The 19041-nt window shown below is 71.5% G+C and carries 15 protein-coding genes; 7 read left to right on the forward strand and 8 right to left on the reverse strand.

The features are described from left to right. On the reverse strand, positions 1-996 hold a 996-nt coding region (locus tag CCR97_RS22745), incomplete at its 3' end, for a D-alanyl-D-alanine carboxypeptidase family protein (protein ID WP_201159881.1). Positions 997-1434: 438 nt separating this feature from the next. Here CCR97_RS22745 and CCR97_RS22750 point away from each other — a divergent pair. Beyond that, the gene (locus tag CCR97_RS22750) at positions 1435-2376 is read left to right on the forward strand and encodes a LysR family transcriptional regulator (protein ID WP_201159882.1); all 942 of its coding nucleotides are present in this window, start codon (positions 1435-1437) and stop codon (positions 2374-2376) included. A 92-nt stretch (positions 2377-2468) separates the two neighbouring features. Here the strand turns inward: CCR97_RS22750 and CCR97_RS22755 are convergent, their stop codons facing one another. Then, complete coding sequence (locus tag CCR97_RS22755) at positions 2469-3521, reverse strand: ABC transporter substrate-binding protein (RefSeq protein WP_170145948.1); 1053 nt, start codon at positions 3519-3521, stop codon at positions 2469-2471. A gap of 243 nt (positions 3522-3764) precedes the next feature. Here CCR97_RS22755 and putA point away from each other — a divergent pair, with 243 nt between their 5' ends. Then, positions 3765-6905, forward strand: a complete 3141-nt coding sequence (gene putA / locus CCR97_RS22760; protein WP_111358651.1) for a bifunctional proline dehydrogenase/L-glutamate gamma-semialdehyde dehydrogenase PutA — start codon at positions 3765-3767, stop codon at positions 6903-6905. Positions 6906-7081: 176 nt separating this feature from the next. Here putA and CCR97_RS22765 read toward each other — a convergent pair whose 3' ends face one another. The 5 genes from CCR97_RS22765 to CCR97_RS22785 all read right to left on the reverse strand — a co-directional run bounded on the left by CCR97_RS22765 (position 7082) and on the right by CCR97_RS22785 (position 11970). Beyond that, entirely contained in the window at positions 7082-7798 is a 717-nt protein-coding gene (locus CCR97_RS22765) for an ABC transporter ATP-binding protein (protein WP_207199557.1), read from the reverse strand. Further along, complete coding sequence (locus CCR97_RS22770) at positions 7788-8525, reverse strand: ABC transporter ATP-binding protein (RefSeq protein WP_111358653.1); 738 nt, start codon at positions 8523-8525, stop codon at positions 7788-7790. The genes CCR97_RS22765 and CCR97_RS22770 overlap by 11 nt, the downstream gene beginning before the upstream one ends. Continuing rightward, entirely contained in the window at positions 8522-9550 is a 1029-nt protein-coding gene (locus CCR97_RS22775) for a branched-chain amino acid ABC transporter permease (RefSeq protein WP_201159883.1), read from the reverse strand. The genes CCR97_RS22770 and CCR97_RS22775 overlap by 4 nt, the downstream gene beginning before the upstream one ends. Continuing rightward, complete coding sequence (locus CCR97_RS22780; RefSeq protein WP_111358654.1) at positions 9547-10407, reverse strand: branched-chain amino acid ABC transporter permease; 861 nt, start codon at positions 10405-10407, stop codon at positions 9547-9549. The genes CCR97_RS22775 and CCR97_RS22780 overlap by 4 nt, the downstream gene beginning before the upstream one ends. Positions 10408-10728: 321 nt before the next feature. Next, the gene (locus tag CCR97_RS22785; RefSeq protein ID WP_207199558.1) at positions 10729-11970 is read right to left on the reverse strand and encodes an ABC transporter substrate-binding protein; all 1242 of its coding nucleotides are present in this window, start codon (positions 11968-11970) and stop codon (positions 10729-10731) included. Positions 11971-12238: 268 nt separating this feature from the next. Between CCR97_RS22785 and CCR97_RS22790 the strand changes: the two genes are divergently transcribed. Next, positions 12239-13090, forward strand: a complete 852-nt coding sequence (locus tag CCR97_RS22790; protein WP_146618875.1) for an EamA family transporter — start codon at positions 12239-12241, stop codon at positions 13088-13090. 50 nt (positions 13091-13140) lie between these two features. On the opposite strand, the gene CCR97_RS22795 is transcribed toward CCR97_RS22790, so the two are convergent. After that, positions 13141-13515, reverse strand: coding sequence for a hypothetical protein (locus CCR97_RS22795; RefSeq protein WP_170145991.1), 375 nt, complete (start codon positions 13513-13515; stop codon positions 13141-13143). Positions 13516-13782: 267 nt separating this feature from the next. Here CCR97_RS22795 and CCR97_RS22800 point away from each other — a divergent pair, with 267 nt between their 5' ends. The 4 genes from CCR97_RS22800 (at position 13783) to chrA (ending at position 19038) form a co-directional block, all read left to right on the forward strand. Then, complete coding sequence (locus CCR97_RS22800; RefSeq protein WP_111359358.1) at positions 13783-14295, forward strand: (2Fe-2S)-binding protein; 513 nt, start codon at positions 13783-13785, stop codon at positions 14293-14295. After that, positions 14292-16430, forward strand: a complete 2139-nt coding sequence (locus CCR97_RS22805) for a xanthine dehydrogenase family protein molybdopterin-binding subunit (RefSeq protein WP_111359357.1) — start codon at positions 14292-14294, stop codon at positions 16428-16430. Before CCR97_RS22800 ends, CCR97_RS22805 begins: the two co-directional genes overlap by 4 nt. Before the next feature lie 440 nt (positions 16431-16870). Beyond that, positions 16871-17809: a fumarylacetoacetate hydrolase family protein gene (locus CCR97_RS22810; protein WP_111357696.1), complete on the forward strand. Its 939-nt coding sequence runs from the start codon at positions 16871-16873 to the stop codon at positions 17807-17809. After that, positions 17806-19038: a chromate efflux transporter gene (chrA, locus tag CCR97_RS22815; protein ID WP_111357695.1), complete on the forward strand. Its 1233-nt coding sequence runs from the start codon at positions 17806-17808 to the stop codon at positions 19036-19038. Before CCR97_RS22810 ends, chrA begins: the two co-directional genes overlap by 4 nt. The last annotated feature ends 3 nt before the right edge of the window (positions 19039-19041 follow it).

Here is a 19041-nt window from a genome sequence, read left to right on the forward strand (position 1 = left end):
GCCCTGCACGCCGCCGGGCTCGCCGGTTCCGGAGCTGCCCGGCACGCCGGCGATCTCCTCGTCGTCGGCGTCCTCGGCAGCCGGACGGCGGCGGTGCTTGCCGCACATCTCCTCGCGCAGGTTCGGTGGCTCGGCCGCGATCGGCGCCAGCGACGCGACGTTGCCGTAGGACGGCGCCAACCAGCCGAGCCCGGTGTTGGTGAAGGCGTTCTCGAACAGGAAGGCCGCCTTGGCGGCCCGCACCGCCGACGACCGCGCCCCGAACACCACGGCGATCAGCCGGCGGTCGTCGCGCGTCGCGGTGGCGACCACGTTGAAGCCCGAGGCGCAGATGAAGCCGGTCTTCATGCCGTCGACGCCCGGATAGCGGACGAGCAGCGAGTTGGTGTTGCGGATGATGCGCTTGCCGAAGCGGATCGCCGGGATGCCCCAGTAGCCCTCGTACTCGGGGAACTCGCGCAGCACCGCGCGGGCCAGGATCGCCATGTCGCGCGCCGAGGTGATCTGCCCGTCGGCCGGCAGGCCGTTGGGATTGACCCAGCTCGACTGGGTCATGCCGAGCCGCGCCGAGGCGGCGTTCATCTCGTCGGCGAAGGCCTCGACCGAGCCCGACACGCCTTCCGCCAGGACCACGGCGATGTCGTTGGCCGACTTGACCATCATCATCTTGAGGGCGTTGTCGACCGTGACCTGGGTGCCGGTGGCGAAACCCATCTTGGTCGGCTGCTGGGCGACCGCGTTCGGCGACACGGTGAACACCGAGTCGAGGGTGATTCGGCCTTCCTTCACGGCACGCAGCGTCACGTAGGCGGTCATCAGCTTGGTGACCGAGGCCGGATACCACGGATGCGTGGCGTTCTCGGCCTTCAGCACCTTGCCGGTGTCGGCCTCGACGAGCAGCAGCGCCTCTCCGGCGGCACGCGCATCGGCGGTGGCGACCGCGAGCGCGAGGCCCACGGCGGCCGGGAGAACGACGAGCGGAGACGACACGCGCATCGGATGACCAGCCCCGTAGTGAGGAATTCGCGCCCGGATCCCGGTCTCGGGCGTGACAGTGTAATCCGATCGGCTGCGCGAACGCAAAAGACCCCTCCCCGACCGGAGGCGAGCGACAGCCAAGCCGGAGGAAAGCGTCCAAAGTTCGACCGCGCCGGTGGCCGCCCGTCGCGAGTCCGCCGGCGCACATCCGGCGCGCGACATGGGACGGTTTCGACGGCCCGCGAGAAACACGCGTCGCGAGCCCACACCCCGACGAGAATCGACTACCGCGGCACCACCGTCACGAGGCGCTTTGCCACGCTGAAAATCCCGCACCGCAGCGCGCGAACTGACCTAGATCAAATTGATTGTCCGCGAGATTTGGCACGCTGACCGGATCGAGCCAGGAGCAAGGCCGATCGAGCGCACTGCACCAGGGCACCAGCGGGTTTTTCGATGACGAATATTCCGACCGAGCTATTGCGCACGCTGCTGACGGTCGTCGATCTGCGCAGCTTCACCAAGGCGGCCCAGAAGCTCGGTGTCACCCAGCCCGCGGTCAGCGCGCAGATCAAGCGGCTGCAGTTCCTGCTCGGCTTCGATCTGCTCGACAAGAGTGCGCCCGGCGTGAGCCTCACCGAGAAGGGCAGCAACGTCGTCGGCCAGGCGCGCAAGCTGCTCGCCATCAACGACCAGATCGTGTCGCTCGCGCACGGCAGCGGCCGCGGCCGCCTCCTGCGCTTCGGCCTGCCCGGCGACTTCGTCGGGCTGCCGCTGTGGCAGAGCCTGGCGGCGTTCCGGGCGCGCTGGCCCGACGTGCGGCTGCACATGAAGACCGGCTGCAGCGCCACGCTCCTGCAGGATTTCGAGCACGGCGAGATCGACGTCGTCGTCGCGATGACGAGCCCGCACCCGCACGAGATGGCGAGCCATCACTGGCGCGAGGATCTGGTGTGGACGCGCGGGCCGCTCGGGCTCGATCCCGGCAAGCCGCTGCCGCTGGTCAGCCGCGGCGAGACCTGCATGTTCCACCGCCACATGGTCGCCGCGCTGGAGAATGCCGGGCGCAGCTTCGACATCGTCTTCACGGCCGGTCACATCGACGAGCTGCGACGCGCCGTCGCGGCGGGGCTCGGCGTCAGCGCGATGACGCGGACGCTCGCCGACGCCGGCTCGATCTGCGACGACCCGGACCTGCCGGCGCTGGCCGACGTCGCCTGCAGCATCTGCACCGGGACCGACGCCGACCCGGTCGTGCGCGACGATCTCGTCGCCGTGCTGGCCGAGACGCTGCGGCCGCGCGGCGCCATCAAGGCGGGCGGCGACGGCCGCGCCGTCGAGGCGCGCACGCCCGACCTGCGGGCGGCCGCACGCTCCGGAATGCAGTCGGTGGCCTGACACGGCGCCCGCGAGAGCCTCGGACTTCACGAGGCCCAGAATACAAGAGGCCCGGAGCGCACGAGCGCCCCGGGCCTCGCCGTTTTTAGCTGTCAGCGCGCCGCGCCGCCGGGGGGAAGTCGCTCGTCGAGCGGCGGCAGGAAGGACGGATCGAACACATCGGTCGGCTTCGGCTTTACGCGCAGCTCGGTGCCCAGCGCGAGCTGATCGATGGCGCGGCCGAGCCGCGCCATGTCGACCGCCCCGAAGCCGTTCTCGCGCACCTCCGGCGTCACCAGGCTGCCGGCGAGGTCGATCTCCAGCTTCGCCAGCTCGCGCGCCCGCAGGGTCGGGTCGGTCCGCTGGACGACCACGTCGATCGCCTTGGCGGGGTCGCGGGCCGTCTCCTCGAGGCCGCGCGCGGCGGCCCGCAGGAAGGACCGCAGCGCGGCGCCCCGCTCGGCCACCATGCGCGCGCTGGCGACGATCGCCTGGCCGTAGAGGGCGACGCCGTAGTCCGCCATCGGCAGCACCACGATGTCCTCGGCCGGCACGCCGCGGGCCCGCAGGTCGACCACGGTGGCGGTGCGCGCCGCGATGGCGTCGACCTGGCCGGAGGCCAGCATCGGCTCGCGCACCGGCAGGGCGACGGTCTCCAGCCGCAGGCGGGCCGGGTCGATGCCGTTCAGCTTGGCGAACACCTGTAGATAGGTGACCGAGCCGTCCGCCGTGGAGGCGCCGAGGCGCTTGCCGTCGAGCTCCTTCGGGCCGACGATGCCGCGGCCGCGACGCGCCAGCACCGCGAAGGGCAGCCGGTTCTCCACCATGAACACGGCCGGCATGGCGGCGGCGGGCGTCTGGTCGCGGAACTTGATCAGCGCGTTGATGTCGACGAGGGCGAGGTCGTAGGTGCCGGTGGCGACGCGCGTGAGCGCCTCCTGGGGCGACGTCGCCGGGTCGATCGAGACGTCGAGGCCCTCGGCCTTCAGCCAGCCGCGGTCGAGGGCGAGCAGGAACGGCGCGGCGCGGCTGTCGATGCGGCCGTCGAGCGTGAACTTGACGTAGGGCTGGGCGGCCGCCGGACACGCGAGGATCGTGGCCGCCGCCAGCACGACCACGACGGCCGTCGCCGGCAGCAGCAGGAGGCGCCGCAGGAGCCTGCCCATGCGCATTGTTCTTGCCCTTGTTCCAGTCTCGCATCCGGCACCGGGTTCGCAGCCGCCGAACGGCCGAACGCCGTACCGCGCCGCGAAACACCGTCGGCCGTCGCGACGATGCCACAAGGTCGCTGATCTGGCGCGCGATTTCGTGTCCCGTCGCGGTCCGGCGGCCCGACACTGTGTCGCAGCGGCGACGACCGCCGTTCATCGTCGTCAGCGGATGCACGAGCCCGGGGCGAGGAGGTCACCATGACCACGCAGGAGGCGGCCGTGCCGACGTCGCACCCGCCATCCGGCCCGGGGCCGTTCCGGGCACCGCTGGCGCCCCCGGACGAGCCGATTGCCGAACGCATCCTGGCCGGCGCGCACTTCGATCCCGCCGCCGAAGCGCGGATCGAGGCGCGGGCGACCCGCCTGGTCGAGGCGGTGCGCACCCGGCCGAGCGGCATCGGCGGCATCGACGACCTGCTGCGCGAGTACGCCCTCTCCACCCGCGAGGGCCTCGCCCTGATGGTGCTCGCCGAGGCGCTGCTGCGGGTGCCGGACGACGCCACGGCCGACCGGCTGATCGAGGACCGGCTGCGCGCCGCCGACTTCGTCCACCACGCCGGCCGCTCCGGCACCCTGGTCGGCTCCGTCGCCGCGACCGCGCTCGGACTGTCGGCCCGCGTGGTCGCCTCCGAGGAGACGCCGCACGGTCTCGTCGCACCGCTGGTCGCCCGGCTCGGCCGCCCGGCCGTGCGGGCCGCGGTCCGCCAGGCGATCCGGCTCCTGGGAACCCACTTCGTGTTCGCCGAGACAATCGGCGAGGCGGTCCACCGGGCCGAGCGGCAGCCGCGGCTGCGCTGGTCGTTCGACATGCTCGGCGAAGGCGCCCGCACGGCCGCCGACGCGGAGCGCTACGCCGCGAGCTACGCCGCCGCGCTCGCCGCGATGGGCGGCCGCTCGGGTCCCACGGCGGCACGGGACGCCAACCGGCCGAGCCTCTCGGTCAAGCTCTCCGCCCTGCATCCGCGCTACGAGGCGGTGTCGCGGGACCGGGTGACGGCCGAGCTCGGCCCGCGGCTGCGCGACCTCGCCTGCGCGGCGCGCGCGCACGGCATCGGGATCACCATCGACGCCGAGGAGGCCGACCGGCTGGAGCTGTCGCTCGACCTGTACGAGCGGCTGCTGGCGGAGCCGGACCTCGCCGGCTGGGGCGGGCTCGGGCTCGCCGTACAGGCGTATCAGAAGCGCGCCGGCGCCGTGATCGCCTGGCTCGTCGACCTCGCCCGCGCGCGCGGCACTCACATCCCGGTGCGGCTGGTGAAGGGCGCCTATTGGGACACCGAGATCAAGCGCGCGCAGGAGCGCGGCCTCGCCGACTATCCCGTCTTCACCCGCAAGGCGATGACCGACCTCGCCTATCTGGACGGCGCGCGGGCCCTGTTGGCGGCACGGCCGCATCTGTCCCCGCAGTTCGCCACCCACAATGCCCTGACGATCGCCAGCGTGATCGAGATCGCCGGCGGCACCGAGGGCTACGAGTTCCAGCGCCTGCACGGCATGGGCGAGGCGCTCTACGAGCGGCTGCTCGCCGACGAGCCCGCCGCCGCCTGCCGGGTCTACGCCCCGGTCGGCGTCCACCGCGACCTGCTCGCCTATCTGGTGCGGCGGCTCCTGGAGAACGGCGCCAACTCGTCCTTCGTGTCGCAGGCCGCCGACCCGGCCGTGCCGCTCGCCACCGTTCTGAAGCGCCCGTCCGAGATCATCGGCAGCGCCGCGCAGGCGCGAAACCCGCGGCTGCCGCGGCCCTGCGACATCCATCCGGGGCGGCGCGCCGGCGAGGGGATCGAGCTCGGCCATGCCGAGAGCCTGGCGGCGGTGGTCGCCGCTTCGCGGCTGCCCGACGCGCGCGACGCGCCGCCGCTGGTGGCGGCCCCGCTGGTGGACGGCGTCGCCCTGCCCGGCCATGTCCGCGACGTGGTCTCGCCGATCGACGGCGCGGTGGTGGGCCGGGTCACCGAGGCCGACGCAGCGATCGTCACGGCCGCCATGGCGGCGGCGGCCGCCGGCTTTGCGGGCTGGGACGCGACGGCGCTGCAGACGCGGGCGGCGGCGCTCCTGCGCGCCGCCGACCTGATCGAAGAGGACCGCGGGCCGCTGATCGCCCTCCTCCAGGCCGAAGGCGGCAAGACCCTCGACGACGCGCTCGCCGAGCTCCGCGAGGCCGTGGATCTGTGCCGCTACTACGCGCTGGAAGCTCGTCGGACGCTCTCGCCCGAGCCGCTGCCCGGCCCGACCGGCGAGTCGAACGTTCTGCGCCGGCGCGGGCGCGGCGTGGTCGCCTGCATCAGCCCGTGGAACTTTCCGCTGGCGATCTTCACCGGTCAGGTCGCCGCGGCGCTCGTCGCCGGCAACGCCGTGGTGGCGAAGCCGGCCGAGCAGACGCCGCTCGTTGCCGCGCATGCCGTGCGGCTCCTGCACGCCGCCGGGATCCCGCTGACCGCCTTGCATCTGCTGCCCGGCGACGGCGACGTCGGCGCACTGATGGTCGCCGATGCGCGGCTCGCCGGCGTCGCCTTCACGGGATCGACCGCGGTGGCGCGGTCGATCGCCCAGGATCTGGCCGCCCGCGACGGGCCACTGGTGCCGCTGATCGCCGAGACCGGCGGCATCAACGCGATGATCGCCGACGCCACCGCCCTGCCCGAGCAGCTCGTCGACGACGTGATCACGTCGGCGTTCCGCTCCGCCGGCCAGCGCTGCTCGGCGCTGCGGCTCCTGTGCGTCCAGGAGGACGTCGCCGAGCCCGTGATCACGATGCTGGTCGGTGCCGCGAAGGAGCTGGCGATCGGCGACCCGCGCAGCCCCGCGACCCATGTCGGCCCGGTGATCGATGCCGATGCGCAGGACCGCCTTCTCGCCTGGCTCGACCGGGCCGAGGAGCAAGGCCGCGTCCTGTGGCGCGCCGACGAGGATCGGCCGTTGCCGGATCGCGGCACCTTCGTGCCGCCCGCCGTGATCGCGCTCGACCGGGCGAGCGATCTGCGCGAGGAGGTGTTCGGACCCGTCCTGCACGTCGTGCGCTGGCGCGCCGACGGCTTCGACGACCTGCTGGAGGACATCGCCCGCAACGGCACCCGGCTGACGCTGGGGATTCACTCGCGCATCGGCGCGACGGCCGAGCGCGCGATCGCCCGGCTCGGCCACGGCAACGTCTACGTCAACCGCAACATGATCGGCGCCGTGGTCGGCACCCAGCCGTTCGGCGGCAGCGGCCTGTCCGGCACAGGCCCCAAGGCCGGCGGCCCCGATTACGTGCGCCGCTTCGCCGTCGAGCAGACCGTCACGATCAACACGGCCGCGATCGGCGGCAACGCCGCCCTGCTGGCGGACACGGAGGAGTGACACCAGTCACCCCGCCGCCGAGGTCGACGGACTCCATCCTCATGGTGAGGAGCGCTCCGCAGGAGCGCGTCTCGAACCATGCGGCCACCTGACACTGCGGTGCCCGCCCTCGCCCTTCGAGACGCGGCCTGCGGCCGCTCCTCAGGGTGAGGGCGGAGTGGAACGCCCCGCCGTCCTCAAAACACCCCGAGATGCTGGCCGAGATCGACGCCGTGCTCGACCTCAGCCGTGGTGGCGGCGACGGCGACGCGGCCGGTGTCGAGGATGACGATGTCGTCGGCGACATCGAAGACCAGCTTGGGGTTCTGCTCCACCAGCACGATGGAGAGGCCGCTCTCCTTGAGCTTGCGCACCGTCGCCATCACGTCGGCGACGATCTGCGGCGCCAGCCCCTCGGACGGCTCGTCCATCAGGAGGACGCGCGGGTTCGACATCAGGGCGCGGCCGATCGCCAGCATCTGCTGCTCGCCGCCCGACAGATGCGCCGCCATCTGGTGCTTGCGCTCGTCGAGCCGCGGGAACATCGCGTAGACGGTGTCGAGCGACCACGCCGCCGCCCCACCACCGACCGGCTTTCGCGCCGCCACGACGAGGTTCTCGCGCACGCTCAGGCTGCGGAAGACGCGGCGGCCCTGCGGCACCAGCGCGACGCCGCGCAGCGCGATCTGCTCCGGCGCGAGCCGCGAGGTCTCGTCGCCGAACACCCGCACGCTGCCGCGGCGCGGTGGCAGCAGCCCGACCGCGACGTTCATGCAGGTGGTCTTGCCGGCGCCGTTGCGGCCGAGCAGGCCGAGCAGCCGCCCCTCGCCGAGCCGGAACGACACGCCCTGCAGGATCCAGCTGTCGCCGTAATAGGCGTCGACGCCGGCGAGCGCGAGTGCGTCAGTGGCCAAGATAGACCTCCCGGGTGCGCGGATCGGCGACCACCTCGGCGCGCGTGCCCTCGACGATCACCTCGCCGAAATTGAGGAGCGTGATCTTCTCGGCGAACTCCAGCGCGACGTCCATGTTGTGCTCGATCATCACCATGGTGACGTCGCGCGGCACCGCCATCAGCAGTTTGTGGACGTCCTGGCGCTCGTCGATCGACAGGCCGGCGAAGGGCTCGTCGAGGAGGAGCACGCGCGGCTTCTGGGCAAGCGCCATGGCGATCTCGACGCGGCGGCGCTCGCCGTAGGAGGTCTCGGCGAGCGGCCGGTCGGCGAGATGGGCGAGGCCGACCATGGCGAGCGCCGCCTCGGCCTTGTCGACCAGGTCGCGCTGGCGCTCGAAGGCGATGAACGGGTTCCAGCGCCGCTTCGAGAGGCCGAGCAGCGCCAGCATGACGTTGCGACGTAGCGTGTCGCGGCCGAACAGCGTGATGATCTGATAGGTGCGCGCCATGCCGCGATGGGCGCGCTCACGCACCGGCGTCCTGGTGATGGTCTCGCCGAACAACGAAATGGAGCCCGAGTCCGGCGTGATCTCGCCGGTGACGAGATTGAACAGCGTGGTCTTGCCGGCGCCGTTCGGGCCGATGATCAGGCGGCGCTCGCCGGCCGCGACTGCGAGGTTCACCCGGCGCGTCACGTAGAGGCCGCCGAACGACTTCCTCAGCTCCTTGACCTCGAGCGCGATCATGCCCCGCCCTCCTTCGTGGCGGCCGGCGCGGCGGTCTCGACGGCCTGCGGCTTCGGCTTGCCGTGGCGCAGGCGATGGCGCGCCCACGCCCAAAACCGTGCCGTGCCGGGCACCAGCCCGTCCGGCATGAAGCTGATGATCAGGATGAAGATGATGCCGAGCACCATGTTCCAGCGCACGATATAGGCGCTGACCACGTTCTTCATGATCACCACGATGGCGGCGCCGACGATCGGGCCGAGCAGCGTCGCGGTGCCGCCGGCGATCACCATCAGGAGCGCCTCGGCCGAGGTGGTGAGCGCCACCACCTGCGGGCTGATGAACTGGTTGTAGTAGAGGAACAGGAGCCCGGCGACGCCCGACCAGAAGCCGGAGAGCAGGAACGCAAAGAAGCGGATCAGCCAGACGTTGTAGCCGAGCGCGGACATGCGCCGTTCCTGGTCGCGGGTGCCGCGCAGGCTCGCTCCGAAGGGCGAGCGCACCACCACGGCCATGGTGACGACGCAGGCGAGAAACACGGCGAGGCAGAGATAGTAGAAGCCGTCGGCACCCGAGAGGCTCAGGCCGAACGGAGCCGGCCGCGTCGCGACGTTGATGCCGTTGTCGCCGTTGGTGAGGCTCGCCCAACGATAGGCGATGCCCCACAGGATCTGGCCGATCGCCAGCGTGATCATCAGGAAGCCGATGCCGGTCGCCCGCAGCGACAACACCGCATAGATGGCGGCGGTGAGCACCGTGACGGCGAGGGCTGCAAGGTCGGCGACCAGATGCCCGTGGCCGCGGCCGAGCAGCAGCGCCGCCGTGTACCCCGCCATCGCGAACAGCCCGGCATGGCCGAGCGAGGTGAGCCCGCCATAGCCCACCAGCACGTTGAGAGCGAGCGCGAACACCGCGAAGAACAGAATCTGGCTCGCGATGTTGACGTAGTAGGCGTTGACGATCCAGACCGGCAAGGTGAGGAGGAGCAGCAGCGCCACGGCGATCGCCGCGGCGCGCGGCCCGACGAGACCGGACGCCGCGCTCATGCCACCACCTTTCCGAACAGGCCCTGCGGGCGCAGGACGAGCACGAGCAGCATCGGCAGGAACAGGATCACATAGGCGAGGTCCGGGAACATCGCCTGGCCGAAGTTGTAGAGAAAGCCGATGATGAAGCTGCCGACCAGGGCGCCGAGCAGGCTTCCCGTTCCGCCGAGGATCACGACGATCAGGGCGAGCGGCAGCATCTCGAAGTCGAGGCCGGGATAGACCGAGAGATAGGGCGCGCCCATCACGCCCGCGAACGCCGCGAGCGCGGCGCCGAGCGAGAAGATCAGGGTGAAGAGCTGCGACACCTTGATGCCGACGACGCGGGCGATCGGCGGATCGTCGACGCCGGCCCGGATCATCGCGCCGAGCCGCGTCCAGTCGACCATGATCCACAGCGCGACGGCGACGACGACGGCGACGGCCAGGATCACCAGCCGGTAGAGCGGGAAGAACAGGCCGGCGACCTGCACGGCGCCGGCGAGATGCGCCGGCGTGGACGGCTGCCAGGGATCGCCCGTCCAGATCATCAGGCAGACGTCGCCGATGATGAAGGCGAAGCCGAGCGTGAGCAGCACCTGCGGCAGCACCTGCCCTTCCAGGCGGCGCAGCAGGAACCGCTCGATCAGGCCGCCGAGCAGCGCCGTGATCAGCCCCGCGCCGATCGCCGCGATCCAGAAGTTGGCGCCGCGATCCAGGAACGTGACGCCCAGATAGGCGCCGAGCATGAAGAACGAGCCGTGCATCAGGTTGGGGATGCGCATCAGCCCGAAGATCAGCGAGAAGCCCGACGAGAGCAGGAACAGGAGCCCGCCGAGCGCGAAGCTGTTCACGGCGAGGGTCAACCAGAGACTCATGCAGAACTCCGAGCAACCTCGACTGACGATGGCGATGCGTGAGCTGGGGTCGTCACCTCTCCCCGCCTGCGGGGAGAGGTCGGACTTTGCGCCGGCAGGCGCGAAGTCCGGGTGAGGGGGCGTCGCGTGGATACGGAGGCGCCCCCTCACCCCGACCTCTCCCCGCACGCGGGGAGAGGGAGAGCCGGTGCTGTGCCCGATCACGGCTCGGCCGCTGCGCGGCGAGCCACCCTCTCCCCGCACGCGGGGAGAGGGTGAGCGGGCGTCGTGCCCGACGACCGTGCGCCCCTCCTCACCACGAGGACGGACGCTCGGACGAGCTCACTCCAGATTCTTCGCCGGCGGGTAGTCGCGCGCGTAGACCGGGTTGGCCAGGAAGGCCTGGTCGCCGTAGGTCCAGAACTGGCTCACGTCCGGATAGGTCTTGACGATGGTGTTGACGAGCGCCCCGCCCTTGCGCTCGCAACGGCGGATGTGCACGTCGCCGACGACGTTGCCGTACTTGTCGAACTTCACCGGCCCGCGCGGCGTGTCGGCGAGCGAGACGCCGCGCAGCGCCTCGTTGAACGCCTTCTTGTCGTCCGACTTGCCGCCGGTCTTCTTCAGCGCCTCTTCCACCACCTGACCGGCGATGTACATGCCGGCCGAGTAGCCGCCCGGCAGCACGTTGTAGTCCTTCGCCATGTCGGCGACGAACTGCTTGTTGACCGGACTGTCGAGCGAGGCCGAGTACCAGGCGGCCGAGACGACGCCGACCGCCTCGTCGCCGAGGCTCTTCAGGAGCGCGTCGTCCATGGCGGTCCAGCCGGCGAGCAGCGGGATGCGCTTCATGCCGAGATCCGCGTAGGCGCGCATGAACTTGACCGGGTTCGACCCGGCGAAGCCGTTGGCGACGCAGTCGACATTGCCGATCTGGGCGATGTAGGGCGTATAGTCGGGCGTCACCAGCGGCGGCCACAGCTTCTTGACGACCTTGCCGCCGTTGTCCTCGAACACCCGCTGGAAGCCGGACATCTGCTCGTAGCCGAAGGCGAAATCCTCGGAGATCGTCGCGGCGCGCTTGTACTTCAGCTCCTTGGCGGCGTAGTCGCCGAGCACGTGGCAGCACTGCGCCGAGGTCGCCGAGGGGCGCATGATGAACGGGTTGGTGCTGCGCTGGGTCACGTCCTCGGCGGCCGCGAGGCTCATCAGCGGCGTGCCCTTCTGGCGGATGTAGTCGTTCAGCGCCAGCAGCTCGAAGGCGGCGAGCGGCCCGAGCACCACGTCGACATTGTCGCGCTCGATCAGCTCGGACGCCTTGGTCTTGGCCCCGGCCGGATTGCCGCCCGTGTCGGCCGAGATCAGCTCGACCTTGCGGCCGGCGAACATGTTGTTGCGCTGCTTGAGCAGGACCGAGATGCCCTGCTCCATCTGGATGCCCCCTTGCGCGAGCGGACCGGTCTTCACCGTGAGAAGACCGATCTTGAACGGCGCGGCTTGGGCGATCGCCGGCATCCCGATCACGGCCGATGCGGTTCCGGCGGCGGTTGCGGCCACGAAGGCACGACGAGTCACTCTCGGCATGGCGTTTCGTTCCTCCTGTTGTTATGTCGGCGGGAGGCGGCGCGTCCACGTCCTCTCCGAGCGCCGGGAGGAGCCGCGGTCGGCCGTCCGTGCCGGCGCCGCGTTCGCGGCGTTTGGCGATCCGTTCGGTCGCGGGCGCCGATCATCCGACAGGGATTTGGAAATTGCAAAGGGAAGAGACGGCGGAAACGCCTGCCGCGGTGCGGGATCGGCGCCTCGAAGCGGCACCGTATGCTTTGTCTGCAAAGCTGATGCGCGAAAGCCGGCGATGACGGCCGCGACCGCGTGTGCCTTCGGGGCGCTGGTCTGCTTCGGGATCGGCGACTGGATCTACCGCCGCGCCGCCCGAGACGGCTATGCGGCGCATCAGTTCCTGATGGGGCAGGCCTGCCTGTTCGCGCCGTCGGTGATCCTCTACGCCGCGGCGACCGGCACGCTGTCGGTCGGCGGCGCCGCGCTGTGGGGCAATCTCGCCGGCCTGTTCCTGTTCGTCGGCTTCTTCCTGTTCGCCCGCAGCCTGCGCACCGGGCCGGTGAGCGTCAACGGCCCGGTGTTCCGGCTCGGCTTCGTCGTCACCGTCGGGCTGGCGATCGCGACGCTGGGCGAGCCGGTCACGGCGGCCAAGCTCGGCGGCCTCGTGCTGGCGCTCCTCGCCGTGCCGCTCCTTCTCGGCGGGGCGCCGCCCGCCGGCACACGCAGGCTCTCGGGCCGCTCGCTCGCCGAGGTGCTGGTCGCCACCGTCGCGGCCGGGGTCGGCTATTTCTGCCACAAGCTCGGCAGCGTCGGCGGCGCCCCGCCGGCGACGCTCGTCGCCGCCCAGGCGATGGTGTTCGCGAGCCTCGCCGTCCTGTCGACGGCGGCGATCGAGCGCGGGCTCGCCTGGCCGCCCGGCCTGTGGCGGCACGCGGTGCCGACCGCCGTGGTGCTGGCGGCGGCCTTCCTCCTGATGGTGAACGCACTCTCGGCCGGTCAGGCGAGCGTCGTCGTGCCGATCGCCCAGATGGGGTTCGTGCCGGCGGCGTTGCTCGGCATCGCCGTGGAGGGCGAGGCGATGACGCCCCGCAAGGGCCTCGGCCTCGCCGCGGCGGTCGCCGCCCTGGCGCTCCTCGCCCTCGCGTGAGGGCAGATCAGGCGATGGCCATCACCCGGCGGACGGCGTTACGCCGCCCGTCAGGGGGCGACGCAGACCAGGACCAGCTTGCCGGACGGGCCGCGGCGCGGCGGCGTGTAGACGACACTGCGGTCGTCCTCGACCGTGAAGGTGCCGGCCGGGTTGACCGCGAAGGCGTTGACCAGCCGCTCGTTCGGCTCGCAGGCGGCCGAGCAGGCGGTCTGCTGGCAGGTGAACTCGGCGAAGCGCAGCCCACCGGCGCCGCGGCCGGCCGGTCCAGGAGGACCCGCGGGGCCGGCCGGACCGGGCGGTCCGGGCGGGCCGGCAGGACCGGGGTCGCCCTTCTGCGGAGCATCGAGGAAGCCGCATCCGCCGACCAAAAGAACCAGCGCGAGAGCCCCAGCAAAACGTGCTCGAATCAAACGTGCTCGCATCGAACGTGCTCGCATCAACGGTACTCCGTCGTCTCATCGTCGAGGCCCAGCCGGGCCGTCGAACGCCAACGCGAAACGATCGGCTTCCGTCGAGCGGAAGCGCGACTCTCTCGGTAGCAGAAGACGGGGGAGGCCGAAAGCCTCGGCGACCGGACCGGGCCACCGGCCCGAGCCGGCCGCACCGGACGCTCCGCCGCAATTGCCGCGCCGTCGCCCGCGTCTATAATCGCGAGCCTTCCCCAAAACCCCCGCCCCATCGAAACAGCCATGACCCTATCGGCCGACGACGCCCCCGCAGTCGCCTTGATCGTCAACGGCGCCCCGGTCCGCCTCTCCGGCGACCCGACCCGCCCGCTGCTCGCCGTGCTGCGCGAGGAGCTCGGCCTCACCGGCAGCCGATTCGGCTGCGGCCAGGAGCAGTGCGGCGCCTGCATGGTGCTGATCGACGGCGAGCCCGCCTACTCCTGCTCGCGCGAAATCGGCTCGCTCGCCGGACGCAGCGTCGTCACGATCGAGGGACTCGGCAGCGGCCGCGGGCTGCACCCGCTACAGCAGGCGCTGCTCGACGAGCAGGCCGGCCAATGCGGCTACTGCCTGTCGGGGATCATGATCTCGGGCGCCGCGCTGCTGGCCCGCAACCCGAGCCCGACCCGGCCGGAGATCCTCGACGCGCTCGATCGCCACCTGTGCCGCTGCGGCGTCCATAACCGGGTCGTCCGCGCCGTCCAGCGCGCCGGCGCCGTCCTGGCGGCGAACGCCGCCGCGGGAGCCGGCGCATGATCCCGAACACGCTGCCGCAGAGTCTCCTCGACAATCCCCTGCTGTCCGACTGGGTCGGCTTCGAGGCCGAGGGACGGGTCCGCGTCTCCACCGGCAAGGTCGAGATCGGCCAGGGCATCCTCACCGCGCTCGTGCAGATCGCCGCCGAGGAACTCGACGTCGATCCGAGCCGGATCAGAACCGTGTCCGGAGAAACATCCGCCGGACCGAACGAGGGCGTGACGGCCGGCAGCACCTCGGTCGCGATGTCGGGCGCGGCGATCCGGCTCGCCTGCGCCGAGGTGCGGGCGCTGTTTCTCACCCACGGGGCCGAGCGGCTCGGCGTATCGGCCGAGACCCTCGACATGGAGGACGGGCGGATCCGCCGCGACGGGCAGGACACCGGCCACGACTACTGGTCGCTCGCCGGCGAGGTCGATCTCGTCCGCCCGGCGACCGGCGGAGCGCCCGCGAAGTCGCCGACCCGCTATCGCGTGGTCGGCCAAAACCTGCCGCGCGTCGACCTGCCGGCCAAGATCGAAGGCCGCGGCTTCATCCACGACATGACGGCGCACGACCTGCTGCATGCTCGCGTGGTCCATCGCCCCTGGCAGAACGCCCGGCTGGCGTCGCTCGACGAGGCGGCGATCCGCCGGGCCGCGGGCACGCCCATCGAGATTCTTCGTGACGGGGACTTCGCTGCGATCCTGGGCGCGCGTGAGTACGCCGTCCAGCGCGCCGCGCTCGTCGCACGCGAAAAAGCCGTCTGGGAGGGCGGGACGCCGCTCCCCGACACCACCAACAGCCCGGACTGGCTGCTCGCCCAGCCGGCCCGCTCGCGCACCGTCGACACCGGCACGCCGCCCGCGGACGACGACGGCGAGATCGTCGAGGCGACCTACTGGCGGCCGTTCCAGACCTACGGCTCGATCGGCCCGTCCTGCGGCCTCTCCCGGCTCGACGAGGCCGGTCACCTGACCGTCTGGTCGCACACCCAGAATCCCTATGCGCTGCGCGCCCAGATCGCCCGCGCGCTCGATCGCCCGGCCGAGACCGTGACGGTGCTGCACCGGCAGGCGGCCGGCTGCTACGGCCACAACACGGCCGACGACGTCGCCTTCGATGCGGCGTTCCTCGCCACCCGACACCCCGGCCGCACCGTGCGGGTGCTGTTCACCCGCGAGGACGAGTTTCTGGCCGCCCCGATGGGTGCCGCCATGGTGATCCGCATGCGCGCCGTGCTCGATGCGGAGAGGCGGCCCAACAGGCTTCCGAAGAGCTGGACCATCGATCTCGCGAGCCCGGTGCACTCGAACCGGCCCGGCTCGCACGGCCACCACGGCCTGCGCAGCCGCGAGGCGCTGCCGAACCCGCCGCCGCAGCCGGCGATGCGCAACGACAATCCCGACGCCGCCGGCGGGGGCGCCAGCCGCAACGCGCACGCGCTCTACGACCTGCCGTTCCACCGGATGATCCACCACACGGTCGATCCGATCCCGCTGCGCACCTCCTCGCTGCGCGGGCTCGGCGCCTTCGCCAACATCTTCGCCATCGAGTCCTTCATCGACGAGCTCGCCGAGGCGGCCGGTGCCGACGCCGTCGCCTACCGGCTGGCGCTGATGTCGGATCCGCGGGCGCGTGGCGTGATCGAGGCGGCGGCCGAGATGTGCGGCTGGCCCGGCACGGCACCGGTCGGCGAAGGACGCGGGCTCGGGCTCGGCTTCGGACGTTACAAGAACCGCGCCGCCTACATGGCGGTCGCCGCCGAGGTCGAGGTCGACGAGAGCGTGCGGCTCGTGAAGATCTGGGGCGCCGCCGACTGCGGCCTCGTGATCACGCCGGACGGCGCCGTCAACCAGCTCGAGGGCGGCATCATCCAGGCGGCGAGCTGGACGCTGTTCGAGGAGCTGCGCTTCGCCGACGGCAAGGTCGCGACGGCGATGTGGGACGACTATCCGATCCTGCGCTTCTCGCAGATCCCCGAGATCGACATCCGGCTGGTCGGCGACGACCGCGACCCGCCGCTCGGCGTCGGCGAGGCCGCCATGGGCCCGACCGCCGCGGCGATCGGCAACGCGGTGGCGCGCGCCCTCGGCACCCGCATCCGATCGCTTCCGCTCAGCCGCGACCGCATCATGGCGGCGCTGCTCGCTTGAGGCGGAGGCGGAGCAACGGCGCGGCCTTCAGCTCTCCTCTGCGGAGGGCGCTGCATGATCCGTCATCCCGGGGCGCGAACCGCAAGGTTCGCGAGCCCGGGATCCATACTCCCCGTGTCGATGGCTCACGCGAGTCAGGGCGTATGGGTCCCGGGCTCGGCGCTGCGCGCCGCCCCGGGACGACCGAGCCTTCATGCAGAGCCTCTCCAGCGGTGAGAGGGCAAAGGTCGAGCCGATCAGCCGAACGGCGTAAGATGCGTTTCGCCGTACAGCCTTGCAGCGACACGATCGTTCGAATTCATCATGACTTTTAACGACGCCCCGAAGACGCGGCGCGCCGATGGTGTCCTGATGCTTTCGGGCCGTCACGCGGACGTGCTAGCGTCCGCGCCCACGCTGCCCACCGTCCCCGGCCCCCTTCAGCGGACCTCGCATCGCGCATGAAGCTCGCCACCTTCATCGGCCTTCGCAAGCGCCCCCGCCTCGGCGTCGTCGACGTCGAGCAGCGTGCCGTGCTCGATCTCGCCACCGCGGCCGAGATCGTCCACAAGCGCCAGGATCCGATCCTCGCCGACATGCTGTCGTTGATCGACGCGGCCGCGCCCGGTCTCGCCCGGGTCGAGGAGCTGGTGCGCGAATGGCCGAGCGAGGCGGTCGACGACCTCGACGGCGTCAAGCTTCTGGCCCCCATCCCGATCCCGCGTCAGCTGCGCGACGGCATGGCGTTCGAGGCGCATGTGAGGAACAGCCGCGACCAGGTGGCGAAGCGCACCGGCCGGCCGCAGAAGATGCCGGACGTCTGGTACGAGCATCCGGTCTACTACAAATGCAACCGCTTCAACGTGGTCGGCCACGAGGCGGACGTGATCTGGCCATCCTTCTCCGAGTGGATGGACTACGAGCTCGAGCTCGCCTGCGTGATCGGCAAGACCGGCCGCGACATCGCGGCGGCCGACGCGCCCGCGCACGTGTTCGGCTTCACGATCTACAACGACTTCAGCGCCCGCGACGTGCAGTTCGAGGAGATGCGCGCCGGCCTCGGCCCCGCCAAGGGCAAGGACTTCGACACCGGCAACGTGTTCGGCCCGTGGATCGTGACGCCCGACGAGATCGGCGATCCGCACGCGCTGGCCATGGAGGTGCGCCTCAACGGCGAACGCCAGGGCGGCGGCAACTCGGCCGACATGCACTGGACCTTCTGGGACATCATCCAATACGTCTCGCGCGGCGAGACGCTCTATGCCGGCGAGATCATCGGCTCCGGCACGGTCGGCACCGGCTCGGCCCACGAGCTCGGCCGCACCCTCTCCTCCGGTGACGTGATCGAGCTGGAGATCGAGAAGATCGGCGTGCTGCGAAACCGCCTGATCAGACCGTGACCCTCCGCGACGACGCGAAGGCGGACGACGGGACCCGCAGCGGGCCCGGCACCGCGGCCGAGGTTCTGCTCGTCTTCCTCCGTCTCGGCCTCACCTCGTTCGGCGGGCCGATCGCGCATCTCGGCTATTTTCGCGCCGCGTTCGTCGAGCGTCGGCGCTGGCTCGACGACCGCGCCTATGCGGACCTCGTCGCGCTCTGCCAGTTCCTGCCCGGCCCGGCCTCCAGTCAGGTCGGCATCGCGGTCGGACTTTTGCGCGCGGGCTTTCCCGGCGCGCTCGCCGCCTGGATCGGCTTCACGATGCCGTCGGCGATCGCGCTCGTCGCCTTCGCCTACGGCATCCGGGCGCTCGGTGACCCGAGCGGCGCCGGCTGGCTGCACGGGCTGAAGATCGCCGCCGTCGCGGTCGTCGCGCAGGCCGTGCTCGGCATGCTGCGCTCCCTCGCGCCCGACCGTGAGAGGGCCACGCTCGCCGTGATCGCCGCCACGATCGTGCTGGCGGTGCCGTCGGCGTTCAGCCAGATCGTCGCGATCGTGATCGGCGGCCTCGCCGGACTTCTCCTCCTGCCCCGCGGCGACGCCGCGTCGGATCACGCGCCGCTGCCGCTGACCATCGGCCGAACCACCGGCGTGATCGCGCTGATCCTGTTCTTTGTGCTGCTCGCCGGACTGCCCGTGCTGGCGAGCACGACCGGCGCGCACCTCGCCGCCCTGGTCGAGGCCTTCTACCGGGCCGGCTCGCTGGTGTTCGGCGGCGGCCACGTGGTGCTGCCGCTGCTGCAGGCCGCCGTGGTGCCGCCCGGCTGGATGAGCAACGACGCGTTTCTCGCCGGCTACGGGGCGGCCCAGGCGGTGCCGGGTCCGCTGTTCACCTTCGCGGCCTATCTGGGCGCGGTCGCCGGACCTGCGCCGAACGGCTGGCTCGGCGGCGCGATCGCCCTCGCCGCGATCTTCCTGCCGTCGTTCCTCCTGGTGATCGGCGTGCTGCCGTTCTGGGAGGCGCTGCGGCGACGCGCGAGCGCCCAGGCGACGCTGCGCGGCGTCAACGCCGCCGTGGTCGGCATCCTGCTCGCCGCGCTCTATGATCCGGTGTGGACGGCGGCGATTCACGGCGGCCTCGACGTCGCGCTGGCCGCCGCGGCGTTCCTGCTGCTTGTCGCCTGGAAGACGCCGCCCTGGCTCGTGGTGCTGCTCAGCGCCGGTGCCGGCGCGCTGCTGGCGCTCGTCTGATCG

The sequence above is a fragment of the Rhodoplanes elegans genome, assembly GCF_016653355.1.
In the GTDB taxonomy this organism is placed as follows: domain Bacteria; phylum Pseudomonadota; class Alphaproteobacteria; order Rhizobiales; family Xanthobacteraceae; genus Rhodoplanes; species Rhodoplanes elegans.

Coding starts and splice junctions, on each gene's coding strand:
- putA (WP_111358651.1), top strand. CDS start 3,765: ATGACCACGCAGGAGGCGGCCGTGCCGACGTCGCACCCGCCATCCGGC.
- CCR97_RS22800 (WP_111359358.1), top strand. CDS start 13,783: ATGACCCTATCGGCCGACGACGCCCCCGCAGTCGCCTTGATCGTCAAC.
- CCR97_RS22785 (WP_207199558.1), bottom strand. CDS start 11,970: ATGCCGAGAGTGACTCGTCGTGCCTTCGTGGCCGCAACCGCCGCCGGA.
- CCR97_RS22795 (WP_170145991.1), bottom strand. CDS start 13,515: ATGCGAGCACGTTTGATTCGAGCACGTTTTGCTGGGGCTCTCGCGCTG.
- CCR97_RS22810 (WP_111357696.1), top strand. CDS start 16,871: ATGAAGCTCGCCACCTTCATCGGCCTTCGCAAGCGCCCCCGCCTCGGC.
- CCR97_RS22805 (WP_111359357.1), top strand. CDS start 14,292: ATGATCCCGAACACGCTGCCGCAGAGTCTCCTCGACAATCCCCTGCTG.
- CCR97_RS22790 (WP_146618875.1), top strand. CDS start 12,239: ATGACGGCCGCGACCGCGTGTGCCTTCGGGGCGCTGGTCTGCTTCGGG.
- CCR97_RS22770 (WP_111358653.1), bottom strand. CDS start 8,525: ATGATCGCGCTCGAGGTCAAGGAGCTGAGGAAGTCGTTCGGCGGCCTC.
- CCR97_RS22780 (WP_111358654.1), bottom strand. CDS start 10,407: ATGAGTCTCTGGTTGACCCTCGCCGTGAACAGCTTCGCGCTCGGCGGG.
- CCR97_RS22775 (WP_201159883.1), bottom strand. CDS start 9,550: ATGAGCGCGGCGTCCGGTCTCGTCGGGCCGCGCGCCGCGGCGATCGCC.
- CCR97_RS22755 (WP_170145948.1), bottom strand. CDS start 3,521: ATGGGCAGGCTCCTGCGGCGCCTCCTGCTGCTGCCGGCGACGGCCGTC.
- CCR97_RS22750 (WP_201159882.1), top strand. CDS start 1,435: ATGACGAATATTCCGACCGAGCTATTGCGCACGCTGCTGACGGTCGTC.